The 21,756-nt window shown below is 57.1% G+C and carries 21 protein-coding genes and 1 tRNA gene; 10 read left to right on the top strand and 12 right to left on the bottom strand.

What is annotated here, in order from left to right:
- Window positions 1–122: 122 nt before the first annotated feature.
- The 3 genes from GCE01_RS12320 to GCE01_RS12310 all read right to left on the bottom strand — a co-directional run bounded on the left by GCE01_RS12320 (window position 123) and on the right by GCE01_RS12310 (window position 3,469).
- Window positions 123–1,058, bottom strand: a complete 936-nt coding sequence (locus tag GCE01_RS12320) for a DMT family transporter (protein ID WP_099213131.1) — start codon at window positions 1,056–1,058, stop codon at window positions 123–125.
- A gap of 93 nt (window positions 1,059–1,151) precedes the next feature.
- The gene (locus GCE01_RS12315; RefSeq protein ID WP_099213130.1) at window positions 1,152–2,057 is read right to left on the bottom strand and encodes an SDR family oxidoreductase; all 906 of its coding nucleotides are present in this window, start codon (window positions 2,055–2,057) and stop codon (window positions 1,152–1,154) included.
- Window positions 2,054–3,469: a hypothetical protein gene (locus tag GCE01_RS12310; protein WP_244591216.1), complete on the bottom strand. Its 1,416-nt coding sequence runs from the start codon at window positions 3,467–3,469 to the stop codon at window positions 2,054–2,056. The genes GCE01_RS12315 and GCE01_RS12310 overlap by 4 nt, the downstream gene beginning before the upstream one ends.
- Window positions 3,470–3,794: 325 nt before the next feature.
- Here GCE01_RS12310 and rplM point away from each other — a divergent pair, with 325 nt between their 5' ends.
- The 3 genes from rplM to GCE01_RS12295 all read left to right on the top strand — a co-directional run bounded on the left by rplM (window position 3,795) and on the right by GCE01_RS12295 (window position 6,039).
- Window positions 3,795–4,268: a 50S ribosomal protein L13 gene (gene rplM / locus GCE01_RS12305; RefSeq protein ID WP_046901116.1), complete on the top strand. Its 474-nt coding sequence runs from the start codon at window positions 3,795–3,797 to the stop codon at window positions 4,266–4,268.
- 9 nt (window positions 4,269–4,277) lie between these two features.
- Window positions 4,278–4,769 (top strand): 30S ribosomal protein S9, encoded by a 492-nt coding sequence (rpsI, locus tag GCE01_RS12300; protein WP_010502298.1) that lies wholly within the window; start codon window positions 4,278–4,280, stop codon window positions 4,767–4,769.
- 190 nt (window positions 4,770–4,959) lie between these two features.
- The gene (locus tag GCE01_RS12295) at window positions 4,960–6,039 is read left to right on the top strand and encodes a branched-chain amino acid aminotransferase (protein ID WP_046901115.1); all 1,080 of its coding nucleotides are present in this window, start codon (window positions 4,960–4,962) and stop codon (window positions 6,037–6,039) included.
- Window positions 6,040–6,218: 179 nt separating this feature from the next.
- On the opposite strand, the gene GCE01_RS12290 is transcribed toward GCE01_RS12295, so the two are convergent.
- Together GCE01_RS12290 and GCE01_RS12285 are read right to left on the bottom strand one after the other, a co-directional pair.
- Window positions 6,219–6,294 (bottom strand) — tRNA-His (locus GCE01_RS12290).
- 76 nt (window positions 6,295–6,370) lie between these two features.
- Window positions 6,371–7,234 (bottom strand): SDR family oxidoreductase, encoded by an 864-nt coding sequence (locus GCE01_RS12285; RefSeq protein ID WP_099213128.1) that lies wholly within the window; start codon window positions 7,232–7,234, stop codon window positions 6,371–6,373.
- A gap of 173 nt (window positions 7,235–7,407) precedes the next feature.
- On the opposite strand from GCE01_RS12285, the gene GCE01_RS12280 reads away from it, so the two are divergent.
- The 4 genes from GCE01_RS12280 to GCE01_RS12265 all read left to right on the top strand — a co-directional run bounded on the left by GCE01_RS12280 (window position 7,408) and on the right by GCE01_RS12265 (window position 11,352).
- Window positions 7,408–8,862: a SulP family inorganic anion transporter gene (locus GCE01_RS12280; RefSeq protein ID WP_099213127.1), complete on the top strand. Its 1,455-nt coding sequence runs from the start codon at window positions 7,408–7,410 to the stop codon at window positions 8,860–8,862.
- A gap of 83 nt (window positions 8,863–8,945) precedes the next feature.
- Window positions 8,946–9,560, top strand: a complete 615-nt coding sequence (locus tag GCE01_RS12275; protein WP_046901112.1) for a cupin domain-containing protein — start codon at window positions 8,946–8,948, stop codon at window positions 9,558–9,560.
- Window positions 9,557–9,982, top strand: a complete 426-nt coding sequence (locus GCE01_RS12270; protein WP_099213126.1) for a cupin domain-containing protein — start codon at window positions 9,557–9,559, stop codon at window positions 9,980–9,982. Before GCE01_RS12275 ends, GCE01_RS12270 begins: the two co-directional genes overlap by 4 nt.
- A gap of 203 nt (window positions 9,983–10,185) precedes the next feature.
- Window positions 10,186–11,352, top strand: coding sequence for an OpgC family protein (locus GCE01_RS12265; RefSeq protein WP_099213125.1), 1,167 nt, complete (start codon window positions 10,186–10,188; stop codon window positions 11,350–11,352).
- Here GCE01_RS12265 and hflX read toward each other — a convergent pair.
- The 6 genes from hflX to dusB form a co-directional block, all read right to left on the bottom strand.
- Window positions 11,325–12,632 (bottom strand): GTPase HflX, encoded by a 1,308-nt coding sequence (gene hflX / locus GCE01_RS12260; protein ID WP_046901109.1) that lies wholly within the window; start codon window positions 12,630–12,632, stop codon window positions 11,325–11,327. The genes GCE01_RS12265 and hflX overlap by 28 nt on opposite strands.
- Window positions 12,629–12,844 carry an RNA chaperone Hfq gene (hfq, locus tag GCE01_RS12255; protein WP_369826498.1) on the bottom strand — a complete coding sequence of 72 codons (216 nt, stop codon included), beginning with the start codon at window positions 12,842–12,844 and terminating at the stop codon, window positions 12,629–12,631. The genes hflX and hfq overlap by 4 nt, the downstream gene beginning before the upstream one ends.
- Window positions 12,845–12,940: 96 nt before the next feature.
- The gene (gene ntrX, locus GCE01_RS12250) at window positions 12,941–14,347 is read right to left on the bottom strand and encodes a nitrogen assimilation response regulator NtrX (RefSeq protein ID WP_046901107.1); all 1,407 of its coding nucleotides are present in this window, start codon (window positions 14,345–14,347) and stop codon (window positions 12,941–12,943) included.
- Window positions 14,337–16,631 (bottom strand): sensor histidine kinase NtrY-like, encoded by a 2,295-nt coding sequence (locus GCE01_RS12245; protein WP_244591224.1) that lies wholly within the window; start codon window positions 16,629–16,631, stop codon window positions 14,337–14,339. The genes ntrX and GCE01_RS12245 overlap by 11 nt, the downstream gene beginning before the upstream one ends.
- 68 nt (window positions 16,632–16,699) lie before the next feature.
- Window positions 16,700–17,428, bottom strand: a complete 729-nt coding sequence (locus GCE01_RS12240; protein WP_099213123.1) for a helix-turn-helix domain-containing protein — start codon at window positions 17,426–17,428, stop codon at window positions 16,700–16,702.
- 21 nt (window positions 17,429–17,449) lie between these two features.
- Window positions 17,450–18,541: a tRNA dihydrouridine synthase DusB gene (gene dusB, locus GCE01_RS12235; protein ID WP_099213122.1), complete on the bottom strand. Its 1,092-nt coding sequence runs from the start codon at window positions 18,539–18,541 to the stop codon at window positions 17,450–17,452.
- Between the two features lie 128 nt (window positions 18,542–18,669).
- Between dusB and GCE01_RS12230 the strand changes: the two genes are divergently transcribed.
- A complete protein-coding gene (locus GCE01_RS12230) occupies window positions 18,670–19,479 on the top strand; it encodes an alpha/beta fold hydrolase (RefSeq protein ID WP_099213121.1) in 810 nt (269 codons plus the stop codon).
- A gap of 5 nt (window positions 19,480–19,484) precedes the next feature.
- Window positions 19,485–20,330 carry a sugar phosphate isomerase/epimerase family protein gene (locus tag GCE01_RS12225; RefSeq protein WP_099213120.1) on the top strand — a complete coding sequence of 282 codons (846 nt, stop codon included), beginning with the start codon at window positions 19,485–19,487 and terminating at the stop codon, window positions 20,328–20,330.
- Window positions 20,331–20,332: 2 nt separating this feature from the next.
- Here the strand turns inward: GCE01_RS12225 and GCE01_RS12220 are convergent, their stop codons facing one another.
- Window positions 20,333–20,548 carry a hypothetical protein gene (locus GCE01_RS12220; protein WP_064275151.1) on the bottom strand — a complete coding sequence of 72 codons (216 nt, stop codon included), beginning with the start codon at window positions 20,546–20,548 and terminating at the stop codon, window positions 20,333–20,335.
- A 103-nt stretch (window positions 20,549–20,651) separates the two neighbouring features.
- On the opposite strand from GCE01_RS12220, the gene GCE01_RS12215 reads away from it, so the two are divergent.
- On the top strand, window positions 20,652–21,725 hold the full coding sequence (locus GCE01_RS12215; protein WP_099213119.1) for a quinone-dependent dihydroorotate dehydrogenase: 1,074 nt from the start codon (window positions 20,652–20,654) through the stop codon (window positions 21,723–21,725).
- Window positions 21,726–21,756: the final 31 nt, after the last annotated feature.

Here is a 21,756-nt window from a genome sequence, read left to right as displayed (position 1 = left end):
TTATAAGAGAAACATACGTTTCTGCAGAAACGTCTCGCTACTCAACGCTTCTGAATGTCTCAGAAAATACTCAGCCAGCCCATCATAAAGGCACTTCCCGTAGAAAGCCTGCCACCCGTCACTCAAGTAACTTCGGCAGGGGGACGAGAAGACGTATGATGTTTTTGCCAGTGCCCTTCGAGAGCCAGCCGTTCGTAATGAAGCTTCTGGCGCACCCAGTGCAGCATGCCGGAAAGTGTTACGATAACGATGCCCACGAACGTCCAGTTATCCAACGGCTGATGAAAAAGCAGGTAACTGAATGCGACTGCCCAGAGCATCTGGCTATATTGTGGCAGTGCAACCCGGTTAGCTGGCGCCAGAGCCGTTGCCATCATCATGAAGAGCTGACCAAGAGCGGCTAGAAAACCGTATCCGAACAGAAGCGCCCAGTTTCCAGCACCATGTGGCCACGTGGCGTGTGCCAGCATCAAAAGACCATCACCGATCAAGGGGCCAAACAGGCTTGAGCCGAACAAGGAAAGACGAGCGCTCTGATTGCCTGCCAGTCGGTAAGCAATCACACTGGCAGCATTCGCCATGGCTGCAATCACCGCACAGAAGTGCCCCAGATGAAACGCCCGCACACCCGGTCGTAGAACGATCAGGACCCCGAGAAATCCCACACCGACTGAAAGCCAGGTCCACCCGGAGACCTTTTCTTTCAGAATTCCGACAGAAATCAGGGTCACGAAAAATGGCATCAGAAACATGAGTGACAATGCTTCCGGCATCGGCAGCAGCATAAAAGCCATGACACTGGAAGCCGTGGACACAAATGTTGCAAACGCACGCAACAGCCACATGGACGGGCGATCCGTCGCAAAAATATCGGAATAGGATTCCTGTGGCTTTCGGATGAACGGCAGGATCAGAAAACCGAAAATACCGCCCGAAAAAGCAACTTCAAACGGATCCAGCTGCCCAGCAAGGCCTTTGGAACAGGCATCGCTAATGGAAAAAAGGGCAAAAGCCGCGAAAGACAACATCATGCCTGATGAGAGGAACTTCAGATTCACCCGATGAGTCTCCACGCATTCCGGACCGTCATAATGGCCCGGAGACTATGGAGACCTCATCTGCCGCGCAGTCAATGTGACAAAACATTAAAACTAAACTGTATGATCCTGATGAGCGGGCGGCCCTGCCAAAAGATTCTGGAGCCCTATCTCCAACGGCATCGAGTTCACGCCCAGGCGATCCCTCATCGGAGCAATATCGAAGTTCTTATCTTCCAAAAGGCGCCGGATTTCTTCCGGCGCAATTGTGGGCAGCTTCGGAACGTGCCGCATGATGTGAGCAGCAGCGATCAGAAACCACGCAGGAAGCGAGATAATCGGCCGACCACCGAGCCCTGAAAAGTAGAGAATCATCCGAACAAACGTTCGGTAGGGAACAGCATTGGGGCCAGCGATGATAAAAACCTCTGGCCCGCTGACTTTCCCACCCAGAATAAGATCAATGGCCGCAACAACGCAGCGCGTGACGTCCTGCTGATGAATGGGCTGAACCAGCGAGCGGCCGCCACCAGGTAGCGGAACAATCGGCAGACGCTCCAGAAGCCTCGCAAGCCGCTGCACATTATCCTCTCCCTGAGCACCATAAATCATCGTCGGGTGCAGAAGAATGGAAGGGCGGCCATCTGCCTTGAGGGCAGCTTCGCCTGCCAACACCCCACGACCATGATCATCCAGCCAACGCGTAAACTTGCGAGTGCTGCCAAGAGCAACAACAGGCGCACGGGTTGCAAGCAGAATGGCTGGAAGATGACGGGCATGAGCTGTATTCACGACAACGTCCGCATGCTCCAACGCAATTGGAAGAGCAACCGGATCTGTCAGATCGGCCTGCCTTACGGCTGTGCACATCTCTGCAAGATCAGGAGCCAGTTTTCCTCGGCTCCGCACAACCGCGATGACACTTTGCCCTTGAGCAATCAGCTGACGACAGAGCGCCGAGCCTGAACGACCACTGGCGCCAATAACGCAGATCGTAGACGTGCTGACGCTTTGGCTCACTGGACGGTCACCTTGAGATTATCCGGCGACATCAACGTCATGGCTGCCGTAGGCGACGACGCTATTGCTGCTAATGCTGTGAGCGTCAAAGGCGGCTTTGGTGTCAGAGTAATCGATAACGTGCGGTCATTGGGGTTCGCGAAGTAATCGGGCAGAGCCGCCAGAGCCGGATATGGCGACAGCCCCATTTCCATTCCCTGCGCAAGAACCGTTCTCGCCTGGTCCTGAGCGGCACCGTCCAAAGGGCGCCCTGCATTCAGGGACGGAAGAGACTGCACCAGACGATCACCATGCAACGTGAGAGTCACCTGCGCCAGCTGAATGGCATCATACGGATTTTTGGCTGTTCCAACCTTGAGCTGCTGATCCGAAGGACCGAGCAAATTCATGCCGAAATGAGCTTCGGTGAAGTTTGGAATGTTCAAGACACCCTGCACATGCAGTTCGCCCGTCTGCGCAATCCGCTCTTGCGTATATTTCAAGGTTGAAGAATGCCCATCAATATGGACCGGCACCTTGCCGCTTGAAGAGTGTGTGTGAAAACCCTCTCCTTCGAAAACCGTCGTGTCTTTGCCGCTTTTACGCGTTCCGGTACCAATCAGCGTATCCATGCTGAACGTTCTGTCTGCCGAAATGATCTGCGTGCCGCTCAGCTTCATGCTTTCAAGAGGTGGCAGAGCATAGGCAGCGGCTTCGTTCCCGGCCTGCTCGTAGGCAATCCGGGTGGCAAGTTCAGGCTGACGAATCTGGAAGTTTTTCAAAGACATCTGCACTGACATGGCGCGAGGCGTTCCGTCAGGCTGCAGCGTCGTACGGGACGCAATGGCAAGGCCGTTCTGGATCGCGATCGTTGTCGTGCGTCCCGGGCCGTAGCCGTCAATCTGGACCGAATCTGACGTCAGACTGTTGAAATGCATGCTGTTCGGCTGAAGAACCTGCGAAAGATTCTGCACCGACAGATGATCTATATATCCACGCTCCAGATTCAGATGCCCCAGATCGAGCGACTCCAAACCGCTTTTCCCTGCAGGAGGCGGGGGCGTCACCAGATGGCTCAGGGTGACGGAATGAGCTCGGATGACCGCAGTAGGCGTCTGGAGAGACGGATCCGCCATATCCATATGGGACAGCGTCAGGCCACCATCAGGTGTCGGGATTGGATGACCCAGACGTAAAGTATGTGCCCGGAACGTCATGTTACCGTTCTGAAGAATGACATCCGTCAGCAACGCTCCACGGGCGAGGATGGCCGGGCGCGCGGCGGAATAGCTCAGGGTTGCTCCCACAGGAAGGGAGGCACGGAACCGGGAAATCCCCCGATCAAGCGCAACAGAGGCTGCGTGATGGATACCAATCGCGCTCATTCCAGCGATGACTGCGAGCAGGCTCGTTGTGAGCCAAGGGCGTTTCACGTTGTTTTTCCTGTTTTTCATCGACACTGGGGACAGGAAGATGCGGTCCCTGAATTGAAGGCAGGATACCATTCCGGGCGCTTGGGGCAAATCAGACGCTAAAAAATTACGGTATTATAATACCTCATAGCTCAAAACGGCTGGAAACCGGCCCGAATCAGCCATCATGATTCCAAAAGATGACTTGACGAGAGGCCGCGAGCCCGCAATAAGGCCGCACCTGATCCGCTTTCCAGGCAGCAGCATTCTCATCAGAGGATGTTTCTGTTTATGAGAGCGCCATCCACGGCGCGGCCCTGTCGCGCCCCAAGCTGGAATGTCACTAATGAAGACCACACGTTCGCTGAAGCCGGCGGAGGTGACGAAGAACTGGGTGCTGATCGACGCCGAAGGGCTCGTTCTCGGCCGTCTCGCCACCATCATCGCTACTCGTCTCCGCGGCAAGCACAAGCCGCAGTTCACCCCGCACGTCGACTGCGGTGACAACATTGTTGTCATCAACGCAGAAAAGATCGCTCTGACGGGTAACAAGTTCGGCCAGAAGCTCTTCCATTACCACACGGGTCATCCGGGTGGCATCAAGGAGCGCACCATCACGCAGCGTCTCACGGGCAAGAACCCGGGTCACGTTGTCGAGAAGGCTGTTGAGCGTATGATCACGCGCGGTCCGCTGCAGCGTGCTCAGATGAAGCACCTTTATGTTTACGCTGGTTCCGAGCACCCGCATGACGGCCAGAAGCCTGTCAAGCTGGACGTGGCTGCCCTGAACCGCAAGAACACAATCTCACACGAGTCGTAAGGCCTGACCATGTCCGAGACCCAAGAGCGCACCGGCACGCTGCAGGACCTTGCGAGCGTTGCTCCTGCAGTAGCCACCAACGCCGCCCCGGTTCACGAAGTAAAGCGTGACGCCCAGGGCCGTTCCTATGCTACAGGCCGTCGTAAGGACGCCGTAGCCCGTGTGTGGATCAAGCCTGGCAAGGGTGACATCATCGTCAATGGCCGTCCGGTCACGACGTATTTTGCCCGTCCGGTTCTGCGCATGCTTCTGACGCAGCCGTTCCTGATCGCTGACCGCTACAACCAGTTCGACGTGTATTGCACAGTCGCTGGTGGTGGTCTGTCCGGCCAGGCTGGTGCAGTTCGTCACGGTATTTCCCGTGCACTGACGCACTACGAGCCAAGCCTGCGTGGCATTCTGAAGGCTGCTGGCTTCCTGACGCGTGACAGCCGTATTGTCGAGCGTAAGAAGTACGGCCGTGCGAAGGCACGTCGTTCCTTCCAGTTCTCGAAGCGCTGATCCGTCAGCTTTTCGAAGCTTTGGAGAAACCCCGGTCACTCTGTGGCCGGGGTTTTTTCATGCCTGACGCGCAAACTTTAATTTCCATCAGAAAGTGAATTTGGAAATAATATTTCCCTATCGCCTCTCCCCAACTCCTGTGGCAGAGTGCCCCGCACGTTTATCAGAGTAGCTTGCGGAAGTTCTTTTCATGACGACCTTCACTATTGAAAAAACCGAAACCCCGATGGACCCGGCTCATCGCGCGCAGCTTCTTGTCAGCCCGGCTTTCGGTCGTGTTTTCACTGATCATATGGCGACCATCCGCTATACGAGCGAAAAAGGCTGGCACGACGCAAAAATTACAGCGCGCCGCCCCCTGAGCATCGATCCGGCGTCCACAGTCCTGCACTACGGACAGGAAATTTTCGAGGGCATGAAAGCCTACCGGGAAGCCGATGGTCATATCGCGACGTTCCGTCCGCAAGCCAACGCAGCCCGTTTCGCAGCCTCAGCCCGCCGAATGGGCATGGCTGAACTGCCCGAAGACCTCTTCATTCAAGCCGTGGATGAACTTGTCCGCATTGACCAGGACTGGGTTCCGGCTGGGGAAGGACAAAGCCTCTATCTTCGCCCCTTCATGATCTCCAATGAGGTGTTCCTCGGCGTAAAGCCTGCAAGCGAATACCTGTTCATTGTCATCGCCTGCCCGGTAGGCGCCTATTTCAGTGCAGGCTGCGTCTCTGTCTGGGTTTCCGAGTTTTACACCCGAGCAGCGATTGGTGGCACGGGCGAAGCGAAATGCGGCGGCAATTATGCCGGCAGCCTTGTCGCTCAGGCCGAAGCCAAGGAGAAAGGCTGTGATCAGGTTCTGTTCCTCGATGCCCGTGAACGCCGCTATGTTGAAGAAATGGGCGGCATGAACGTGATGTTCGTACGCAACGACGGCAAGATCGTCACACCTCCCCTCGGAGGCACCATTCTACGCGGCATCACCCGTGACAGCTTAATCAGACTGGCTGCCGACAACGGCATCGAAGTCATTGAAGAACCCGTTGAGATCGACGAGATCTTCACGGGAGCCGCATCCGGGAAATACACCGAAGCCTTCGCCTGTGGCACGGCTGCCGTGCTTTCACCCGTTGGCAAGCTGGTTCGTCCTTCCGGAGAAGCCGTATTTGGCGACGGCGAGACGCCGGGTCCGGTGGCAACCAAACTGAAGAAAATTTTGACCGATCTTCAGGGTGGCCGCACCAATGACGCCCATGGCTGGGTGCATCGCATCGTCTGACGACAAAAAAACTCCTGTCAGTTCAATACTGACAGGAGTTTTTACAGCTTTGATAACCACAGATCAGGCTTTCAGCTTCTGATCGGCACCGCATGCGGATTGCGCAGTCACACATCCGAAAGAACGCACGCAAACCCGTAATGGGCTTTAGTCAGGCAATATTTTTTAAGAGAGATTGCTGGGGCGAATGACGGGGATCGAACCCGCGACAACCGGTACCACAAACCGGCGCTCTACCGACTGAGCTACATCCGCCACACAGCGATGCGTTCTTTAGAGAAAGGTTCAGCTGGCGTCTAGCCCTTTCTCAAAGTTTTCTTCAATTTTCTGCTTAGATAACAGGGACACCACCAGTTACAGCGATATTGGCACCCGAAACGTAACTTGCCTCATCACTGGCCAGAAAGACATAGGCCCCGGCGAGTTCCGCAGGTTGCCCCGGTCTTTTCATCGGACCATCTGCTCCAAAGTTGCGAACGTGCTCTCCACCCATGGTTGCGGGAATTAGCGGCGTCCAGATTGGTCCGGGAGCAACCGTATTTGAACGTATTCCCTGTTCCGCCAGCAACTCTGCCAGACCACCACTGAAGTTCAATATGGCGCTTTTGGTTGCCGAATAGGCCAGCAGCTTTGGCTTTGGCCGATCCGCATTGACGGAGACGGTGTGAATCAGGGAGCCGCCTTCAGGCATATGAGGAACAACCAGCCGCGATAGACGGAACACCGCGCCTGAATTCGTATCAAACGTCAGATCCCATTCGTCTTCGCTGACATCTTCCAGAGATTCACGTTCGATCTGAAAGGCAGCATTATTGACGAGCACATCCACCTTGCCGAACTCGGCCACCGTCTTGTCGACGATTTCCTTGCAGACGAAGCGCTCTTTAATGTCTCCCGGCAAGAGCAGCGCTTTTCTGCCAGCCTTCTCGACCCACGCAGCAGTCTCGCGTGCGTCGTCCATTTCTTCGGGCAGGAACGACAACGCCACGTCTGCGCCTTCCCGCGCAAAGGCAATCGCGACAGCACGGCCGATCCCGGAATCCCCTCCGGTGATGATTGCCGTTTTCCCCCTCAGGCGCCCATTCCCCACATAGGTCTGCTCACCATGATCAGGCTTGGGTGTCATTTCCGATGTCTGGCCAGGAATATGCTTCTGCAATGGCGTGTCAAACGGGGGCTTCGGATATCGGCTCATGTCGAACTCCTTAAGTTGTCGCCATGCCAACGCCGTTAATGCAGTGAATGTTCAATCATCTTTCGACGTGAACATCTTCAATCCCGCTCCAAGGCACGTTACACTGGCCGCATCATTGCCGCGCCGGGCCCGAATACGTCGCACCCTGTAGCTCTTCACTCTCAAGGATTGTCATGACACCCGCTCTCTACCGCCGCCAGTGGGGACAAAACCCGCTGCGTGAGGTTCTGGCTGGCATGGTCGGCACGTTTGCCCTCATTCCCGAAGTCATTGCCTTCTCTTACATCGCAGGTGTTTCACCTGCGGTCTCGCTGTTCGCGTCTTTTGTCATTTCGGTCTCAATCGCAATTTTTGGTGGCCGACCCGGAATGATCTCAGGAGCTGCAGGATCTGTTGCTCTTGTTGCGGCGCCACTCGTACATGCCCACGGCGTGCAGGCCATGCTGCTCGCAACCCTGATCGCAGGTGCTCTACAGATCGTCTTCGGCCTTCTGCGCCTTCAGGCCGTTATGCGGTTTGTTTCTGCGGAAGTTCGCACAGGCTTCGTCAATGCGCTGGCCATCATGATCTTTTCCGCACAGGTGCCACAGTTGCTGGGCGTTGGCTGGGAAACTTACGCCCTGATCGCTCTGGGTCTCGTCATCATCTACCTGCTTCCCAAGATTTCTGACGCAATCCCATCCCCATTGATCTGCATTGTCCTGCTGACGGCCATCACAATGGTCCATCCAATGCCTGTTCACACGGTGTCAGATCTGGGGGAACTCCCAACAGGTCTCCCTCACCTCACTATTCCCCACATCAACCTGGATTGGGCGACCCTGTCAGCTATTATTCCCTATGCCGTCGCCATGGCTGCCGTGGGTTTGCTGGAATCCATGATGACAGCATCAGTCGTCGATGACCTGACGGACACGCACGGCAATCAACGTATGGAGTGCACAGGCCTTGGCATCTCCAACATCCTCGTTGGAGCATTCGGCGGCATTGCCGGGTGTGGCATGATCGGCCAGACGGTCGGCAATCTGCGATACGGCGGCCGCGGACGTCTCTCCACCTTCACGGCAGGCGCTTTTCTGCTCGCCCTGATGGTCCTTCTTCATCGCTGGGTGGGACAGGTTCCGATGGCCGCCTTGGTCGCCATCATGATCATGGTTTCGATCAGCACATTTTCCTGGGGCAGCCTGCGAGACGTCACACGTCAGCCCAAGCTTTCAAGCCTGACAATGCTTGTGACCGTTATTGTGGTCGTGCTGACGCATGATCTGGCTGCCGGTGTTCTGGCCGGGGTGCTGCTGTCAGGTGTGTTTTTTGCCTGGCGCGCTGCCAGCCTCCTGACCGTAACCAGCCACCGCGAGGGATCAACAGAGACCTACACCATTTCCGGACAGGTCTTTTTTGCATCCGCAGACGGCCTTTCGGCTGAAATTGACTATCTGACGACCGCTGACCTCGTCGTACTCGATTTAACGCATGCAAGGTTCTGGGATGTCACGTCCGTGCAGGCACTGGAAAAGGTTCTGGACAAGCTTCGAAGTCATGGACGTACAGTTGAAGTCACAGGCCTGAAGCATGAGCAGCATGGCATAATTGCATCCCAGTCAGACAATACGCTTCTGGCGATGTGAGACGCCTCTAAGGAAATATCGCGTCCGGGCAGGAAGCAGGATACAAAGGCCTCCTCATGATCGTGAGAAGGAAAGCTGCCCGGATGCGCAGATTTATTATTGCCAGCCTCATATGCTCCATCGTGGCATCTGGGGTTTCAGCTTCCGCGCAGCCCGCGCCTCAGAACAGCGACGCTGCGGCCCAGATCCCTGCCGCGGCACAAGCTCTGATCAATCGCTACAAGATGCACCCAGTGCCTGTAGAAGGCGGCTGGTTTTCCCAGCTTCAGCGCACCACAGAAACTATTGCTGGCTCGGCTTTGCCTGCCCGTTATGATGGCGTCACGCACCCTTTGTCCACGGCAATCCTCTTTGTAGAAACACGGCGTGACTTCTCCGCACTTCATAGCCTGAAGACAGCCGAGATCTGGCATTTCTATGCTGGAGACCCCGTTCATCTTTTACTGCTTCACCCTAATGGACAGGGCGAGAGCATTACGCTGGATAAAGATCATCCCGCGTATGTCGTGCCGGAAGGTGTTTGGCAGGGTTCAGCCCCTGCTGGGCCATCAGGCTGGTCATATGTCGGCACGACCATGGCGCCAGGCTTTATTCCAGAAGATTTTCAGTTAGGTGAACGCAACGCCCTTAGCGAGCGTTACCCTGCCTTCCGCAAGCAGATCTCTGCCCTCACCCGTGTGAAAGACAAGGTCCAATGAAGATCAGCCTTGGTATTCTGTCGCTTCTGTTTGCACCTGACTTGGCTGCCGCACAGGTTGTTCACCCCGACCATGTTCCAGCCATTTATCCCGCACCGGGAAGCACGCTACAGGAATTCATCGGTATCGGCGCTGCACTTCCCTCCCATCATCAGAGCATCGCACTCTTCACCCTGACTGCCGGAACGGCCTACCCTGAGAGCTACAATCGACACTCGGAAGAAATCTTCCTGATTCATGAGGGAGAGGGCACGGTCTGGCTCGGAGATCAGGCTAATCCCGTCAAAGCCGGGGACGTCATTCGCATCAGTCCACACCTGAAGCATAAAATCGCGGCTACCCCCCACTCATCTCTGAGTTTTTACGCGATTTCGGCTCCGCCTTTCTCCGCAGACGACTACGTTCAGACGCCTCCTCGCTAGCGGATTTCATTTCAGGAGCGATTTCCTTCAGGAAATTTAATATCTCTGAAATTTTATCAATATTAAAAGAATTACATCACCCTTCTTGTGAAGCAGAAGACACAGTCTGCTTTCACTCTGCGGTTCTGTTTTCCATACAATCTTTAATGTTGCGGTAATCGAGTCTTCATACTCCGGTTTGATGAAAACTGTATTAAGGCCCTATGCAGCTGCCAGCCTCTTCGTCCGATGCACAGCCTTTACCGCGCAAGCATACCCGCGATCATCGTGTCGATGCACTGCGAGGCGCAGCTCTGCTGATGATGCTGGCTGACCATGTGCCTGATAATCTCATCAACAGAATTACCATTCGCAATTTCGGCTTTGCCGACGCAGCTGAAATCTTCGTTATGCTGGCAGGATATGCGTCCTATCTGGCATATGGTCGGTTGATCGACCGCGACGGCTGGACCAGCGGTATCCGCCGCATCCTGTCACGCTGCGCCAAGCTGTATATTTATCAGACAGCCATGACACTGGTGTTCGTCTGGACCGTCCGGCACTGGCGCCATTACGAGCCCGTACCTGAATATATTCTTGAGCCTCAGCTGGCCCACGGATACGGCTGGCTATGGCGCATCCTGACATTCGATGCGCTCCCGAGCTACCTGAACATCCTGCCGCTTTATATCGTTCTTCTGGCTCTTTTCCCGCTGATCTACGCTGCCCTCAAGAAAAGCGTCTGGCTGCTGCTTGGCGTCAGTGCGGCCATCTGGGCGATTGCCAATATCGATCCGCGCATCACGGTTCCAAACTGGCTGGACCCGAATGGCTGGTACATGAATCCGTTCGGTTGGCAGTTTCTATATATTCTGGGTGTGCTCGGTGCCGTTTGGGCATCAAAGCATAATGGCGACCTGCCAGCCCGAACATGGGCCAAGGTGCTGTGTGGAAGCTACCTGATTGGTGCCTTTATCCTCTGCTTTCCGTATGAATACTGGCACCTGAGCGGGCTGCGCCTGTTTCCGGCCCCACCCAACAATGGGAAATCGACCCTCGCCGTCTGGCGATTGTTCGACATCATGTCGATCTTTTATCTCGTGCAGTCTTCAAAGGTTCTACGTCGTTTTTCAGCAGATCGTCTGGGTCAGATCTTGGCCTTGCTTGGCCGAAATTCACTGGAAGTGTTCTCGTTCGGCACAGTGCTGGATTTGCTGGGACGCCTGATCCTCGGTAGTTTTGGAACAGGCTTGGGCCTTCAAATCATTATTAATGTCCTGGGGCTTATTCTGACCTTCGCGCTGGCAATCCCGCTGGACCGCTCCCGCCAGAGGGCGAAAGCGGCCCGTGCACGCATGGCCCCTCAGGCCGTAGCAGCACGTCCGGGATAGCTGATTTCAAAGCGCTCACAGTCCATGGGGAAGAGACGGACCTGCACATCCATCCCGCCCTCATGATCAAACCGCTCGACCACTTCGCCATGCTGGTAAAGCCAGGCCAGTGCTGCACCGTCCTGCAGGGACAGACTGACTTTCACATCCTGCATGGACTGCGTCAGGTACTGGTCCAGTGTCTCGAACAGATCCGGGATGCCATCGCCTGTGATGGCCGAAATCACCACAGCGTTGTCACGCTTCGGCACGGCTTCGACACCACCGATCAGGTCTGCTTTGTTCAGAACCTCGATGGTTCGTTCCGGCCATTGGGCATCCAGCATGCCGTCCCGCACCATGCCGTCCAGAACATTCAGCACGTCAGCACGCTGAGCGGCACTATCCGGATGAGCCACATCACGAACATGCAAAATGACATCTGCCTGCGAGACTTCTTCCAAGGTTGCCCGGAAGGCAGCAATCAGTTCTGTCGGCAGATCGCTGATGAATCCCACCGTGTCAGACAGGATAACGTTCCGTCCTGAAGGCAAACGCAGCGCGCGCATCGTAGGGTCCAGCGTCGCGAAGAGCTGGTTTTCAGCATGGACTGCCGCGCCTGTCAGCGCGTTGAAGAGCGTGGACTTACCCGCATTGGTGTATCCCACAAGGGCAACAATCGGGAATGGAACCCGCTTGCGGGCGTCCCGATGCAGACCACGTGTGCGCCGAACCTGCTCCAGCTCTTTTTTGATCCGGCCGATCCGGTCCGCGAGCATTCGCTTATCTGCTTCGATCTGCGTTTCGCCCGGTCCACCAAGGAAGCCGAAGCCACCGCGCTGACGCTCAAGATGGGTCCACAGACGTACAAGACGGGAGCGCTGATATTCGAGATGGGCCAGTTCGACCTGCAACACACCCTCTCGGGTGGCGGCACGGGCGCCGAAAATATCAAGGATCAGACCTGTCCGGTCCATAACCTTGCACCCCAGCGCCTTTTCCAGATTGCGCTGCTGCCCCGGAGACAGGCGGGCATCGATAATGACGACATCAACCTGATCCAGCTTCACGGCTTCGGCAAGCTGTTCAACCTGCCCGCTACCCAGCAGCGTTGCCGGGCGACGCGCCCGAAGCAGAATTGCCGCCTGCCGAACGATCACCAGTCCGATGGAGGCCGCAAGACCCACTGCTTCTTCCAGACGGGCATCTGCAGCCCGGATATCTTCCTGCTGTCCCGATTTCTCCCATGGGAGAATGACAGCAGCACGCGTGGCAGGCTTCTTGGTATCAAATCCGCTCAAAGTTCATTGTCCGCAAACCGCGGGAGGGCTCCCACGGGCATGATTGTACTAATGGCATGCTTGTAAATGAGTTGAACATGCCCATCCCGACGCAGCAGCAGCGTGTGGCTGTCAAACTGAGCTACGACCCCCTGAAGCTTCACGCCATTGACGAGAAACACCGTGACCGGTGCCTCGATCTGATGGAGATGCTGGAGGAAAACTTCCTGCACAGCGTCTCTTCCGGCGGAAGTGGATGAAGTTTCTGACGTCACGATAATTTTGACTCGCCGGCCCTGAGGAAAAAAGGAATTGGGATCACTGCCCGTTTATCCCCCGACTGCCGGTGACGTCGAGCGATCTTCCTGTGTGGTAACACCAAGCTGCTTCAGCTTGCGATGCAATGCACTGCGTTCCATGCAGACGAAATTGGCCGTCCGGCTGATATTGCCGCCAAACCGCATGAGCTGAACCTGTAGGTACTGCGTTTCAAACAGGTCTCTGGCTTCTCGAAGCGGCAAGCTCATAACGTCCGCCCCGGAGTTCAGGCGCGTCATAGACGGCGCACCCTGGCTGATACTGGATGGCAGCATGTCCGCCCGGATGGGGTCACTCCCCGAGCCTGGCATCATGATGAGCAGACGCTCCATCAGGTTGCGCAGTTCACGCACATTGCCGGGCCACTCATAAGCCTGCAACGCCGCAAGCGCATCCACGGAAAGTTCGCGGATCGGCAATCCCGAAGACTGTGCGCAACGCTCCAGGAAGTGCTTGGCCAATCCCGGAATATCTTCACGGCGCTCCCGGAGTGAAGGGATGCGCAGAGGGACCACAGCCAACCGGTAATACAGATCTTCCCGGAAGCGATGCGCCATGATTTCAGACTGAAGATCGCGGTTTGTCGTGGCAATAACGCGCACATCAACCTTGAGGCGCGTGTTGCCTCCAATCCGCTCAAAAGTCTGGTCCTGCAAGGCACGAACGATCTTGCCCTGCGTCTCCAGCGGCATATCTGCCACCTCATCAAGCAGCAACGTTCCGCGATGAGCACGCTCCAGAACGCCACGGCGTGCGGGCTGGCCGTCCGTACCATCCAGACCGAACAGCTCTTCTTCAAAACGGTTCGGCGCGAGCGTGGCACAGTTCAGCGCGATGAACGGACCTTCCGCACGACGGGAGCGCGCATGAATCATCCGCGCGGCCACTTCCTTGCCTGAACCGGCCGGGCCGGTAATCAGCACCCGGGAATTGGTCGGGGCCACGCGTTCGATCTGGGCACGAACAGCCGAAACAGCAGCCCCTTCCCCCGATAGCGTCGTCTCAGGCCCGGCCCGCAGTCGCAGCTCCGCATTTTCGCGCTGCAAGCGGGCAGCTTCCAAAGCACGCTGAACCACCAGAAGCAGACGATCTGACTGGAACGGCTTCTCAATGAAGTCGTAGGCACCATGCTTAAGACTGGCGACAGCCGTCTCAATGGTGCCGTGACCCGAAATCATCAGCGTAGGCAGACCTGGCTCTTCAGCCTGCATGACCTTGAGCAGTTCAATCCCATCCAGCTTGGAACCCTGCAACCAGATGTCCAAAATGGCCAAGGACGGCCTGTGTGCCCTGAAAAGCTCCAAAGCCTGATCGGAGTTCGCGGCCGTGCGGGTCGCATATCCTTCGTCGTTCAGGATACCTTCGATCAGGAACCGGATATCCGGCTCGTCATCGACGATCAGAATCTCATGTTCCATCTGTCACCCTCATGATCCGGTCTTCCTTCTCTCCTGCACCACCCAGCTCCGCCAGAGGCAGAGACAGTGTGACGAGTGTCCCGCGCCGTCCGGATGACGGATCGGGGTCCCGATCGGTGAGCTGAAGCATCCCGGCATGGTCCTCCATGATCTTTTTGACAATCGCAAGGCCAAGACCTGTGCCCTTCGCCTTGTGTGTCACATAAGGCTCGGTCAACCGGTGGCGTTCCCCAGTCGGCAGACCAATCCCGTCATCTTCTATCCCTAGCAGGACATGCCCGTCCCGAATGTGCAAGCCCACCACAATGTGTCCAATTGGCTGCATCAGGGCGTCAGACGCGTTTTCCCGCAATTTTCCGCGGTCTGTCATGGTTATGGCATCTGCCGCATTCTGCAGAAGGTTTGTCAGTGCCTGCCCTATGAGTCGCCGATCGCACCGAACGATAGGCCCTGAGGGCGGCAGATCCCGTGTTTCGAACACAATGTCGGGATGAGCGTTTCTTTGCAGCACCAGCGCTTCCCGGCAGATCCGGGAAAAGTCCTCGTTCTGCATCACGGGTTGTGGCATCCGTGCAAAAGCAGAGAACTCATCCACCATCCGGCCGATATCTCCAACCTGCCGGACAATCGTGTCGACAAGCTGCGTATATGTGTCGGGATCGCTCTGAATTTCTTTCAGGAAGCGCCTTTTCAGCCGCTCTGCTGCAAGCTGGATTGGCGTCAAGGGGTTCTTGATTTCATGCGCCACGCGTCGGGCCACGTCAGCCCAGGCCGCTTTACGCTGCGCTGACTGTAGCGCCGTGATGTCATCGAAGGTTACGACATATCCGGCGACATCCGTGCCACGGAGTTCGGCCACGATCCGCACTAGAAGTGTTCGTCCGGCACCCGCACCGCCACCGTCACCAGGTCCTCCCGGGCGCTGTGCACCATCCGTATCCACTTGAATTTCATCAGTGTGGACACGTTCAGGCGCCTGCCTTGCCTTGTCCAGCAAAGCTGAAAATTCCGGCACACTGACAGAGAGCCTCATACCGATTGCAGGTTGCAAATCCCGCTGGAGCACGACGGAAGCCGCCCTATTCGGCAGTTCGATTACCTGCCCCCGGTCCAGACCTATGACACCAGCCGAGACGCCTGCCAGAACAGTTTCCGTAAATCGCCGACGCTCATTGATCTGATCGTAAGCCTGCATCAGTTCTGACCGCTGACTCTCAAGCTGGTCCGTCATACGATTGAAGGCGCGGGAGAGCCCCACAACCTCATCGTCCTTTTCGCGGCTCGTCTTTGCTGGCACCGGAACACGAACACCCAGATCACCTTGGGAAATGCGCGTTGCGGCAAGAATGAGAAGGCCTAGCGGGTTCGCAATACGGTTGGCCAGCGCAAGCCCCGTCAACATGCCAACAGCCAAAACCAGCAGCCCCATCAGGCCGAAGATCACCACGACAGTGACCTGCGTTTTGCCCCGATTGGCAATCATGTGCTGGTAGTCCTGCACGAGCTCGTTTGTACGCCGCATATGCTCGAGGACATCAGGATCGACGGGTCGGGTAATGACCAGCATGAGCCCCGAATTTCCGCCCAGTGAGACAATGGCGCGCACCATGCGCTGATCAGGGCGGTTGAGAATGGCGACGTCTCCCCCGCGTGCCATCTCCACCACAGACTTGGGCGGTAAAGGCGGCAGGGTATTCATGTCCGTCTTGCCCAGAAGACCACCGACACCCAGAACTTTGTCCGTAAGCGGATCGAAGACCTCCGCATCGGTCAAACCACGCTCGTAAACCTCATCGTCCAGCAGTTCCTGCAGACGGGATGGATTGTGGAACAGGTCTGTCCCGTGCGTGAACAGCTCATCGTTCTGAATAAGGATCAGCGTATTTGCGAGCGCAAATGCTTCTGTACGGATATTGTCGTTATGCTCCCGCAGATACCCCGCGGCTACGGAGCGGGCCTCCGTCAGGGCATTACTGACTCGATTGGAAAACCAGATCTCCACGCCGTAATGGAAGAATAGCGCTGCAACAGCTCCCACGACGATGGTCGGTGCAACAGCGACAATTCCAAACAGGGTAATGAGGCGCGCATGAAGCCTTGCACCGGCTAGCCCAAGCCGCCATTCTGCCATCATGCGCCCGATCTGCACCACCCCTGCTGCCGTAATCAGCATGAGCATGATGAAGTCGAGCAGGAAGATAATGGCCTGCACCTGCGGACGATGCGCCAGTGACATGCCGCCCGCGAGAACGACAAAAGTCGCGAACGCCAAAATCAGTGCCATGACGGTTAGAAGAACCACCCCGTTGGCGCTTGTCAGTCGTCTCAGCACACGCCCCGGAGAAAAAAAACTCACTCGTCACTTCCCTTTGGAACCGTAATATCCAGTTCCCTGATTTTCTTGCGCAACGTGTTGCGGTTCATGCCAAGCATGGCAGCCGCGCGAAGCTGGTTCCCGCCTGTTCTCCGCAGGACCATGGTGATAAGCGGCCGCTCGACTTCACCCACCACACTGGCATGCAGATCGCCCGCGTCGTTTTCCAGCCCGGTCTCGAAATACTCAGTTAACGGCCGCTCAAGCGCTCGCGCCAGCCCGCGTGGACGCTCATTTCCTGTCCCCGGCAGGCGGCACACCGCACTGATGCGCTCAGGTCCGAGGCGCTGCGACGGCTCGAATGCGGCCAACCAGCGATGCAGACCGCTCTGAAAGTTACCCTGCCGCAGCAGAAGGGTCAGGTCGTGCCTGCTCGCGGCAATCACACGCAGATTCGTCTCAGGACGCTCAATCTCCGAAACAAACCGGACCTGTAACGCCGGACACAGGCAGTCAATCTCATCGACAAGCAGAGTCCCGCCCTGCGCCTGCTCGAACCAGCCGCTTTCACGCCCTCCGAACAGAGCGTCTTCGCGCAGCGCACAGGGGGTAGCTGTCAGGGCAGCGACCACAAAAGGCTGCTGCGCCCGCGTACTATGCGTGTGCAGGCGACGCGCCACGTCCTGACGATCGAGCCGGGATGCCCCGTACAGAAACATCGGACGGCATGCTTCATCCGCCAGCAAGGGCTCAGCCTGCATCACCATCCCTGACTAAACCTTTGCCGGTCAGGCTGCTTCACTGCATCCATCACGCGGCATGCTGCCGGCTGGTCCGTTCTCACGGTCCCGGACAACGCCCGCTTCGATGTTCCGGTCATAGAACTCTTCCAGCATGGAGATTGCTTCCGGCGCGTTATCCACACGATTAATGGCGGAGCGGAATGTTGCAGAGCCGGGCAGACCGCCGGAGTACCAGGACACATGCTTGCGCGCCAGACGCAGACCGGGGCGCTCCCCGAAATGATCCAGCATCATCCTGTAGTGACGCAGGGCAATGGACTTTTCCGTTGCCAGATCCGGGTCCGGAACGTCCTGCCCGGTTTTCAGGGACTGAGCCACCTGCGCCGTGAACCATGGACGGCCGTAACAGCCTCGACCGATCATCACGCCATCCGCGCCAGACTGATGGAGCGCCTCACGGGCATCACGGATCGTATTGATATCGCCATTCACGATCACCGGCAGACCCACGGCGTCTTTTACGGTCCTGACGAAACGCCAGTCTGCGGTTCCGTTATAGAACATCTGACGGGTGCGACCATGAACCGTCACGAGCCGGATTCCACTCTCTTCCGCAATTTTCGCAAGCCGTGGTGCATTGAGGGAGTCGTGATCCCAGCCCATCCGCATCTTGAGCGTCACGGGAACATTGACGGCCCGTGCCGTAGCCTCAAGAATCTTTCCAGCCTGCACTTCGTCCCGCATCAGGGCGGAACCCGCCATTTGGCCGATCGCGACCTTCTTCACGGGGCAACCGAAATTAATGTCGATAAGGTTTGCACCGCCATCAACCGCAATCTTCGCAGCCTGCGCCATCGCATCCGGATCGCAGCCGGCGAGCTGAACCGCATTCGGGCCATTTCCGGCCGAACGCGCCATGCGCATGGTGTTCTCGTTCTCCCGGATCATTGCCCAGGATGCGATCATTTCAGACACGACCAGCCCCGCGCCAAGGTCGCGCGCAAGCTGGCGGAACGGCAGATCCGTAACCCCTGAAAGCGGAGCAAGGATCACCGGATCTTCGATCACTACGCCCTGGCCAAGATCAATGGGCGCGAGAACGCGGTTCGGAGGAGCGGAAGAGGAGGAAGCTGTCATGACACTGTTAATTTACCGATGCACTCCCTCAAGCGCAAACGCTCCTTTGCCACGAAACCGTTAACGCCCCTGAAACGCTATCGCCTTGCATCCCTTCCATACTCTGCACAGCGACGCAGGAGGTTTTCATGCCCCACATCACCGCGAGCGACGGAACACGCATTCATTACGAAGAACAGGGGCATGGACGCCCCCTCGTCCTGATCCATGGATGGACGTTTTCGGGGCGGTTTTTCCACCGCAACGTCGAAGCCCTGTCCGAGCATGCACGTGTCATCACCATGGATCTGCGCGGACACGGACGCTCGGACAAACCCAAACACGGGTACCGCATCGCAAGACTAGCCGCAGACCTGCAAGACCTGATTGGCGCACTGAACCTCAAAGATGCGACCGTTCTGGGCTGGTCCATCGGGTGCCCCGTTATCTGGTCCTATCTGGAACTGTTCGGGCAGGATCGGCTCAGAAGCGCCATTTTCGTTCAACAGACGCCGAAACAGTATTACTCTCCGGAATGGAAGCTGGGTCACGCAACCTGCTACGATCAGGCCGGTCTGGCTTACCTTCAGCAGCAGGTTTTTCTGGATGCTGAAAACTTTGACCGCGGCAATCTGGCAGACTGCCTGAGCCAAGACATTCCAGAAGACGAGAAAGCTTTCCTGCTTCGGGAAATGGCCGCCAGCCCGGACTATGCCCGCGCCGCCATGATGGCCGATCACACCACACAGGACTGGCGGGACGTTTTGCCGCACCTCAACCTGCGATCCCTTATGATGGTCGCGGAGAAGGACAAAATCCTGCCCGCAGGGGGGCCAGCCTGGGTGGCCGATCATATGCCGAACTGTGAAGCCGTTTTCTTCAAGGATAGCGCGCATATGGTCTTCATCGACGAAACCGAAAAATTCAATCGGACCGTTATCGAGTTCCTGAAAGGCTGATTCCGATGTCCCTGCCCTTTCTGTTCGGCATGAACGAATTTACTACCCAGCCCTGGTCTTTCGAAGAAGATGTCGCACGCTATAAAGCAGCAGGCGTACAGGCCATCGAGATCTGCGAAGCGAAGCTGGACCCTGCACGCATCCATGAACAGATGACTCTTGCTGCCAACAGCGGCATGACCATCAGCGCCATTCAGCCTTCTGTCCGTACCTTCTTCGACAGCAAGATGGCCCCCGAACCAGCCGATCCGGCCCGGCGCGCAGCACGCCTCAGGAAAAGCCTTGAGACTCTTGCGCCCTATGCGCCGGGCGCCGTTTTCGTCACCAACACAGGTGCTCCACCCAATGGGAACATGCATCGTGTCATGGATGAGACTGCACGTTACCTGCGGGACTTGTGCCCGCTGGCGGCTGATCTGGGCGTTTCCCTGTCGCTGGAACCGCTAAATCCCACATCCGTCAATGTTGAGAGCGCAATCTGGACGATAGAGCAGGCCCTGGAGATCATTGAGGGTGTTGGCCACCCAGCGATGGGCCTTTGTCTGGATTACTGGAACATCTGGCAACAAGACGACGTCTGTGGCTCCATTCTGAAAGCTGGCAAGAAAATCAACGTTCTTCAGGTGAGCGACTGGCGGACGCCATATTCTGCCACGGATCGGCTCATTCCCGGCGATGGCGTCATTCCTCTGCATGACATGCTTCACGCCACCTGGGAGGCGGGCTTTCGAGGAGCCTGCACCGTAGAAATTTTCTCGTCAGATGTTCCGGACAGTCTCTATGACGGAGACCTTGAGGCTCTCATCAGTCAATCACGCAAGGGGCTGGAGAATGCCTGGAACAAGGCCTGACATCAGCCAGTCGGACCAATTTCCAGCCGATGCCGGGTCATGCCGGCATCCGTGATCACAAAACGACCGTCTTCGCGCAGGCGGACGAACCCCATGCGCTCCAGGCGCTCAAGGCAGGGCTGATCGCGCAGACCTGTCGGCCGCCCTGCATCGCCGCAAAGCAGAAGTCGGTGCAGGGTCGAGCGGCAACATGTTTCTAGATAGGGTTCTTCCCACATTGTTTCGCGTCTATCGCGTCCCCATGCTCCCGCCAACCCCTCTCCCCTCACGTTCTGCCCCACCACGTGCACGCTGCTCAGGTTTGCGATAAGGGAAAGACTCATGATTGATCTTGGAAAACTGGCCACGCCCCTCCTGCATCGCTTCGATCCGGAGACGGCGCACGAGCTTGCCATAAACTCCATGGCCCTTGGGCTGGGAGGGTCTGCTCCGAAAGACGTACCGGCACTTGCCACCCGCGCTTTCGGACTCCGCTTTCCGAACCCAATTGGTCTGGCTGCGGGTTTCGACAAAAATGCGCGCGCCGTTCGCCCCTTGGCCAAACTCGGATTCGGCCATGTGGAAGCGGGCACCGTGACACCACGACCGCAATCCGGGAATCCCCAACCGCGCCTGTTCCGCCTGCCGGAAGACGGCGCGATCATCAATCGCATGGGGTTCAATGGCTGCGGAATTGACCGGTTCTGCCGCAACCTCGCACGTTTGCATCGCCCAATGCCCAATGGTCGCACACGCGGTGCGACAGTGCCTCTGGGCGCGAACATCGGCATTAACAAGATCGGCGCAGAGCCTCTACGGGATTATCCGGAACTCGTCTCCCGTGTCAGTCCCTATGTGGACTACGTGACGATGAACCTGTCCTCACCCAACACGCCCGGCCTGCGGGACCTTCAGTCCGCCCAGATGCTGACGGACCTGCTGAGCGCCATCAACACGCGCAACCCGGATCGCCTGCCTCTACTGGTCAAGCTGGCCCCGGACATGGACGACAGCTCCTACGAGCCCATTCTTGAGGCTGCCATTGCGGGCGGAGCACAAGGACTGATCCTGACCAACACGACAATCGCACGCCCATCAAGTTTAACGAGCCCCTTGGCAGCCGAGACCGGTGGCCTGTCTGGTAGACCTCTGGCGTCCCGGTCGCGCGAAGTTCTCAAGGTTGTCTCAAACCTGAACAAGGGCCGCATCGCGCTCATTTCCTGCGGTGGTATCGAAACAGGAGAAGACGTGCTGGACCGTATTCGCATGGGGGCGGACATGGTCCAGATCTACACGTCTTTCGTGCTCCAGGGGCCCGCTCTTCTCAGCCGCCTTAAGACGGAACTTCTGGATGCCATGCGCCGGGAGGGGTTCGAAACCATTGCAGACGCACACGGGACCGCTCTTTCCGTCTGAAGCCTGCGTCTCGTTTCAAAATTAGAGCCAT

The sequence above is a fragment of the Gluconobacter cerinus genome (assembly GCF_002723935.1).
GTDB lineage: Bacteria > Pseudomonadota > Alphaproteobacteria > Acetobacterales > Acetobacteraceae > Gluconobacter > Gluconobacter cerinus.
This window is presented reverse-complemented; position numbering and strand designations above follow the sequence as displayed.

Coding starts and splice junctions, on each gene's coding strand:
- rplM (WP_046901116.1), top strand. CDS start 3,795: ATGAAGACCACACGTTCGCTGAAGCCGGCGGAGGTGACGAAGAACTGG.
- dusB (WP_099213122.1), bottom strand. CDS start 18,541: ATGACAGCTTCCTCCTCTTCCGCTCCTCCGAACCGCGTTCTCGCGCCC.
- GCE01_RS12225 (WP_099213120.1), top strand. CDS start 19,485: ATGTCCCTGCCCTTTCTGTTCGGCATGAACGAATTTACTACCCAGCCC.
- GCE01_RS12280 (WP_099213127.1), top strand. CDS start 7,408: ATGACACCCGCTCTCTACCGCCGCCAGTGGGGACAAAACCCGCTGCGT.
- ntrX (WP_046901107.1), bottom strand. CDS start 14,347: ATGGAACATGAGATTCTGATCGTCGATGACGAGCCGGATATCCGGTTC.
- GCE01_RS12270 (WP_099213126.1), top strand. CDS start 9,557: ATGAAGATCAGCCTTGGTATTCTGTCGCTTCTGTTTGCACCTGACTTG.
- GCE01_RS12295 (WP_046901115.1), top strand. CDS start 4,960: ATGACGACCTTCACTATTGAAAAAACCGAAACCCCGATGGACCCGGCT.
- GCE01_RS12285 (WP_099213128.1), bottom strand. CDS start 7,234: ATGAGCCGATATCCGAAGCCCCCGTTTGACACGCCATTGCAGAAGCAT.
- rpsI (WP_010502298.1), top strand. CDS start 4,278: ATGTCCGAGACCCAAGAGCGCACCGGCACGCTGCAGGACCTTGCGAGC.
- GCE01_RS12245 (WP_244591224.1), bottom strand. CDS start 16,631: ATGGCACTGATTTTGGCGTTCGCGACTTTTGTCGTTCTCGCGGGCGGC.
- GCE01_RS12230 (WP_099213121.1), top strand. CDS start 18,670: ATGCCCCACATCACCGCGAGCGACGGAACACGCATTCATTACGAAGAA.
- GCE01_RS12275 (WP_046901112.1), top strand. CDS start 8,946: ATGCGCAGATTTATTATTGCCAGCCTCATATGCTCCATCGTGGCATCT.
- GCE01_RS12215 (WP_099213119.1), top strand. CDS start 20,652: ATGATTGATCTTGGAAAACTGGCCACGCCCCTCCTGCATCGCTTCGAT.
- GCE01_RS12265 (WP_099213125.1), top strand. CDS start 10,186: ATGCAGCTGCCAGCCTCTTCGTCCGATGCACAGCCTTTACCGCGCAAG.
- GCE01_RS12220 (WP_064275151.1), bottom strand. CDS start 20,548: ATGTGGGAAGAACCCTATCTAGAAACATGTTGCCGCTCGACCCTGCAC.
- GCE01_RS12240 (WP_099213123.1), bottom strand. CDS start 17,428: ATGGTGATGCAGGCTGAGCCCTTGCTGGCGGATGAAGCATGCCGTCCG.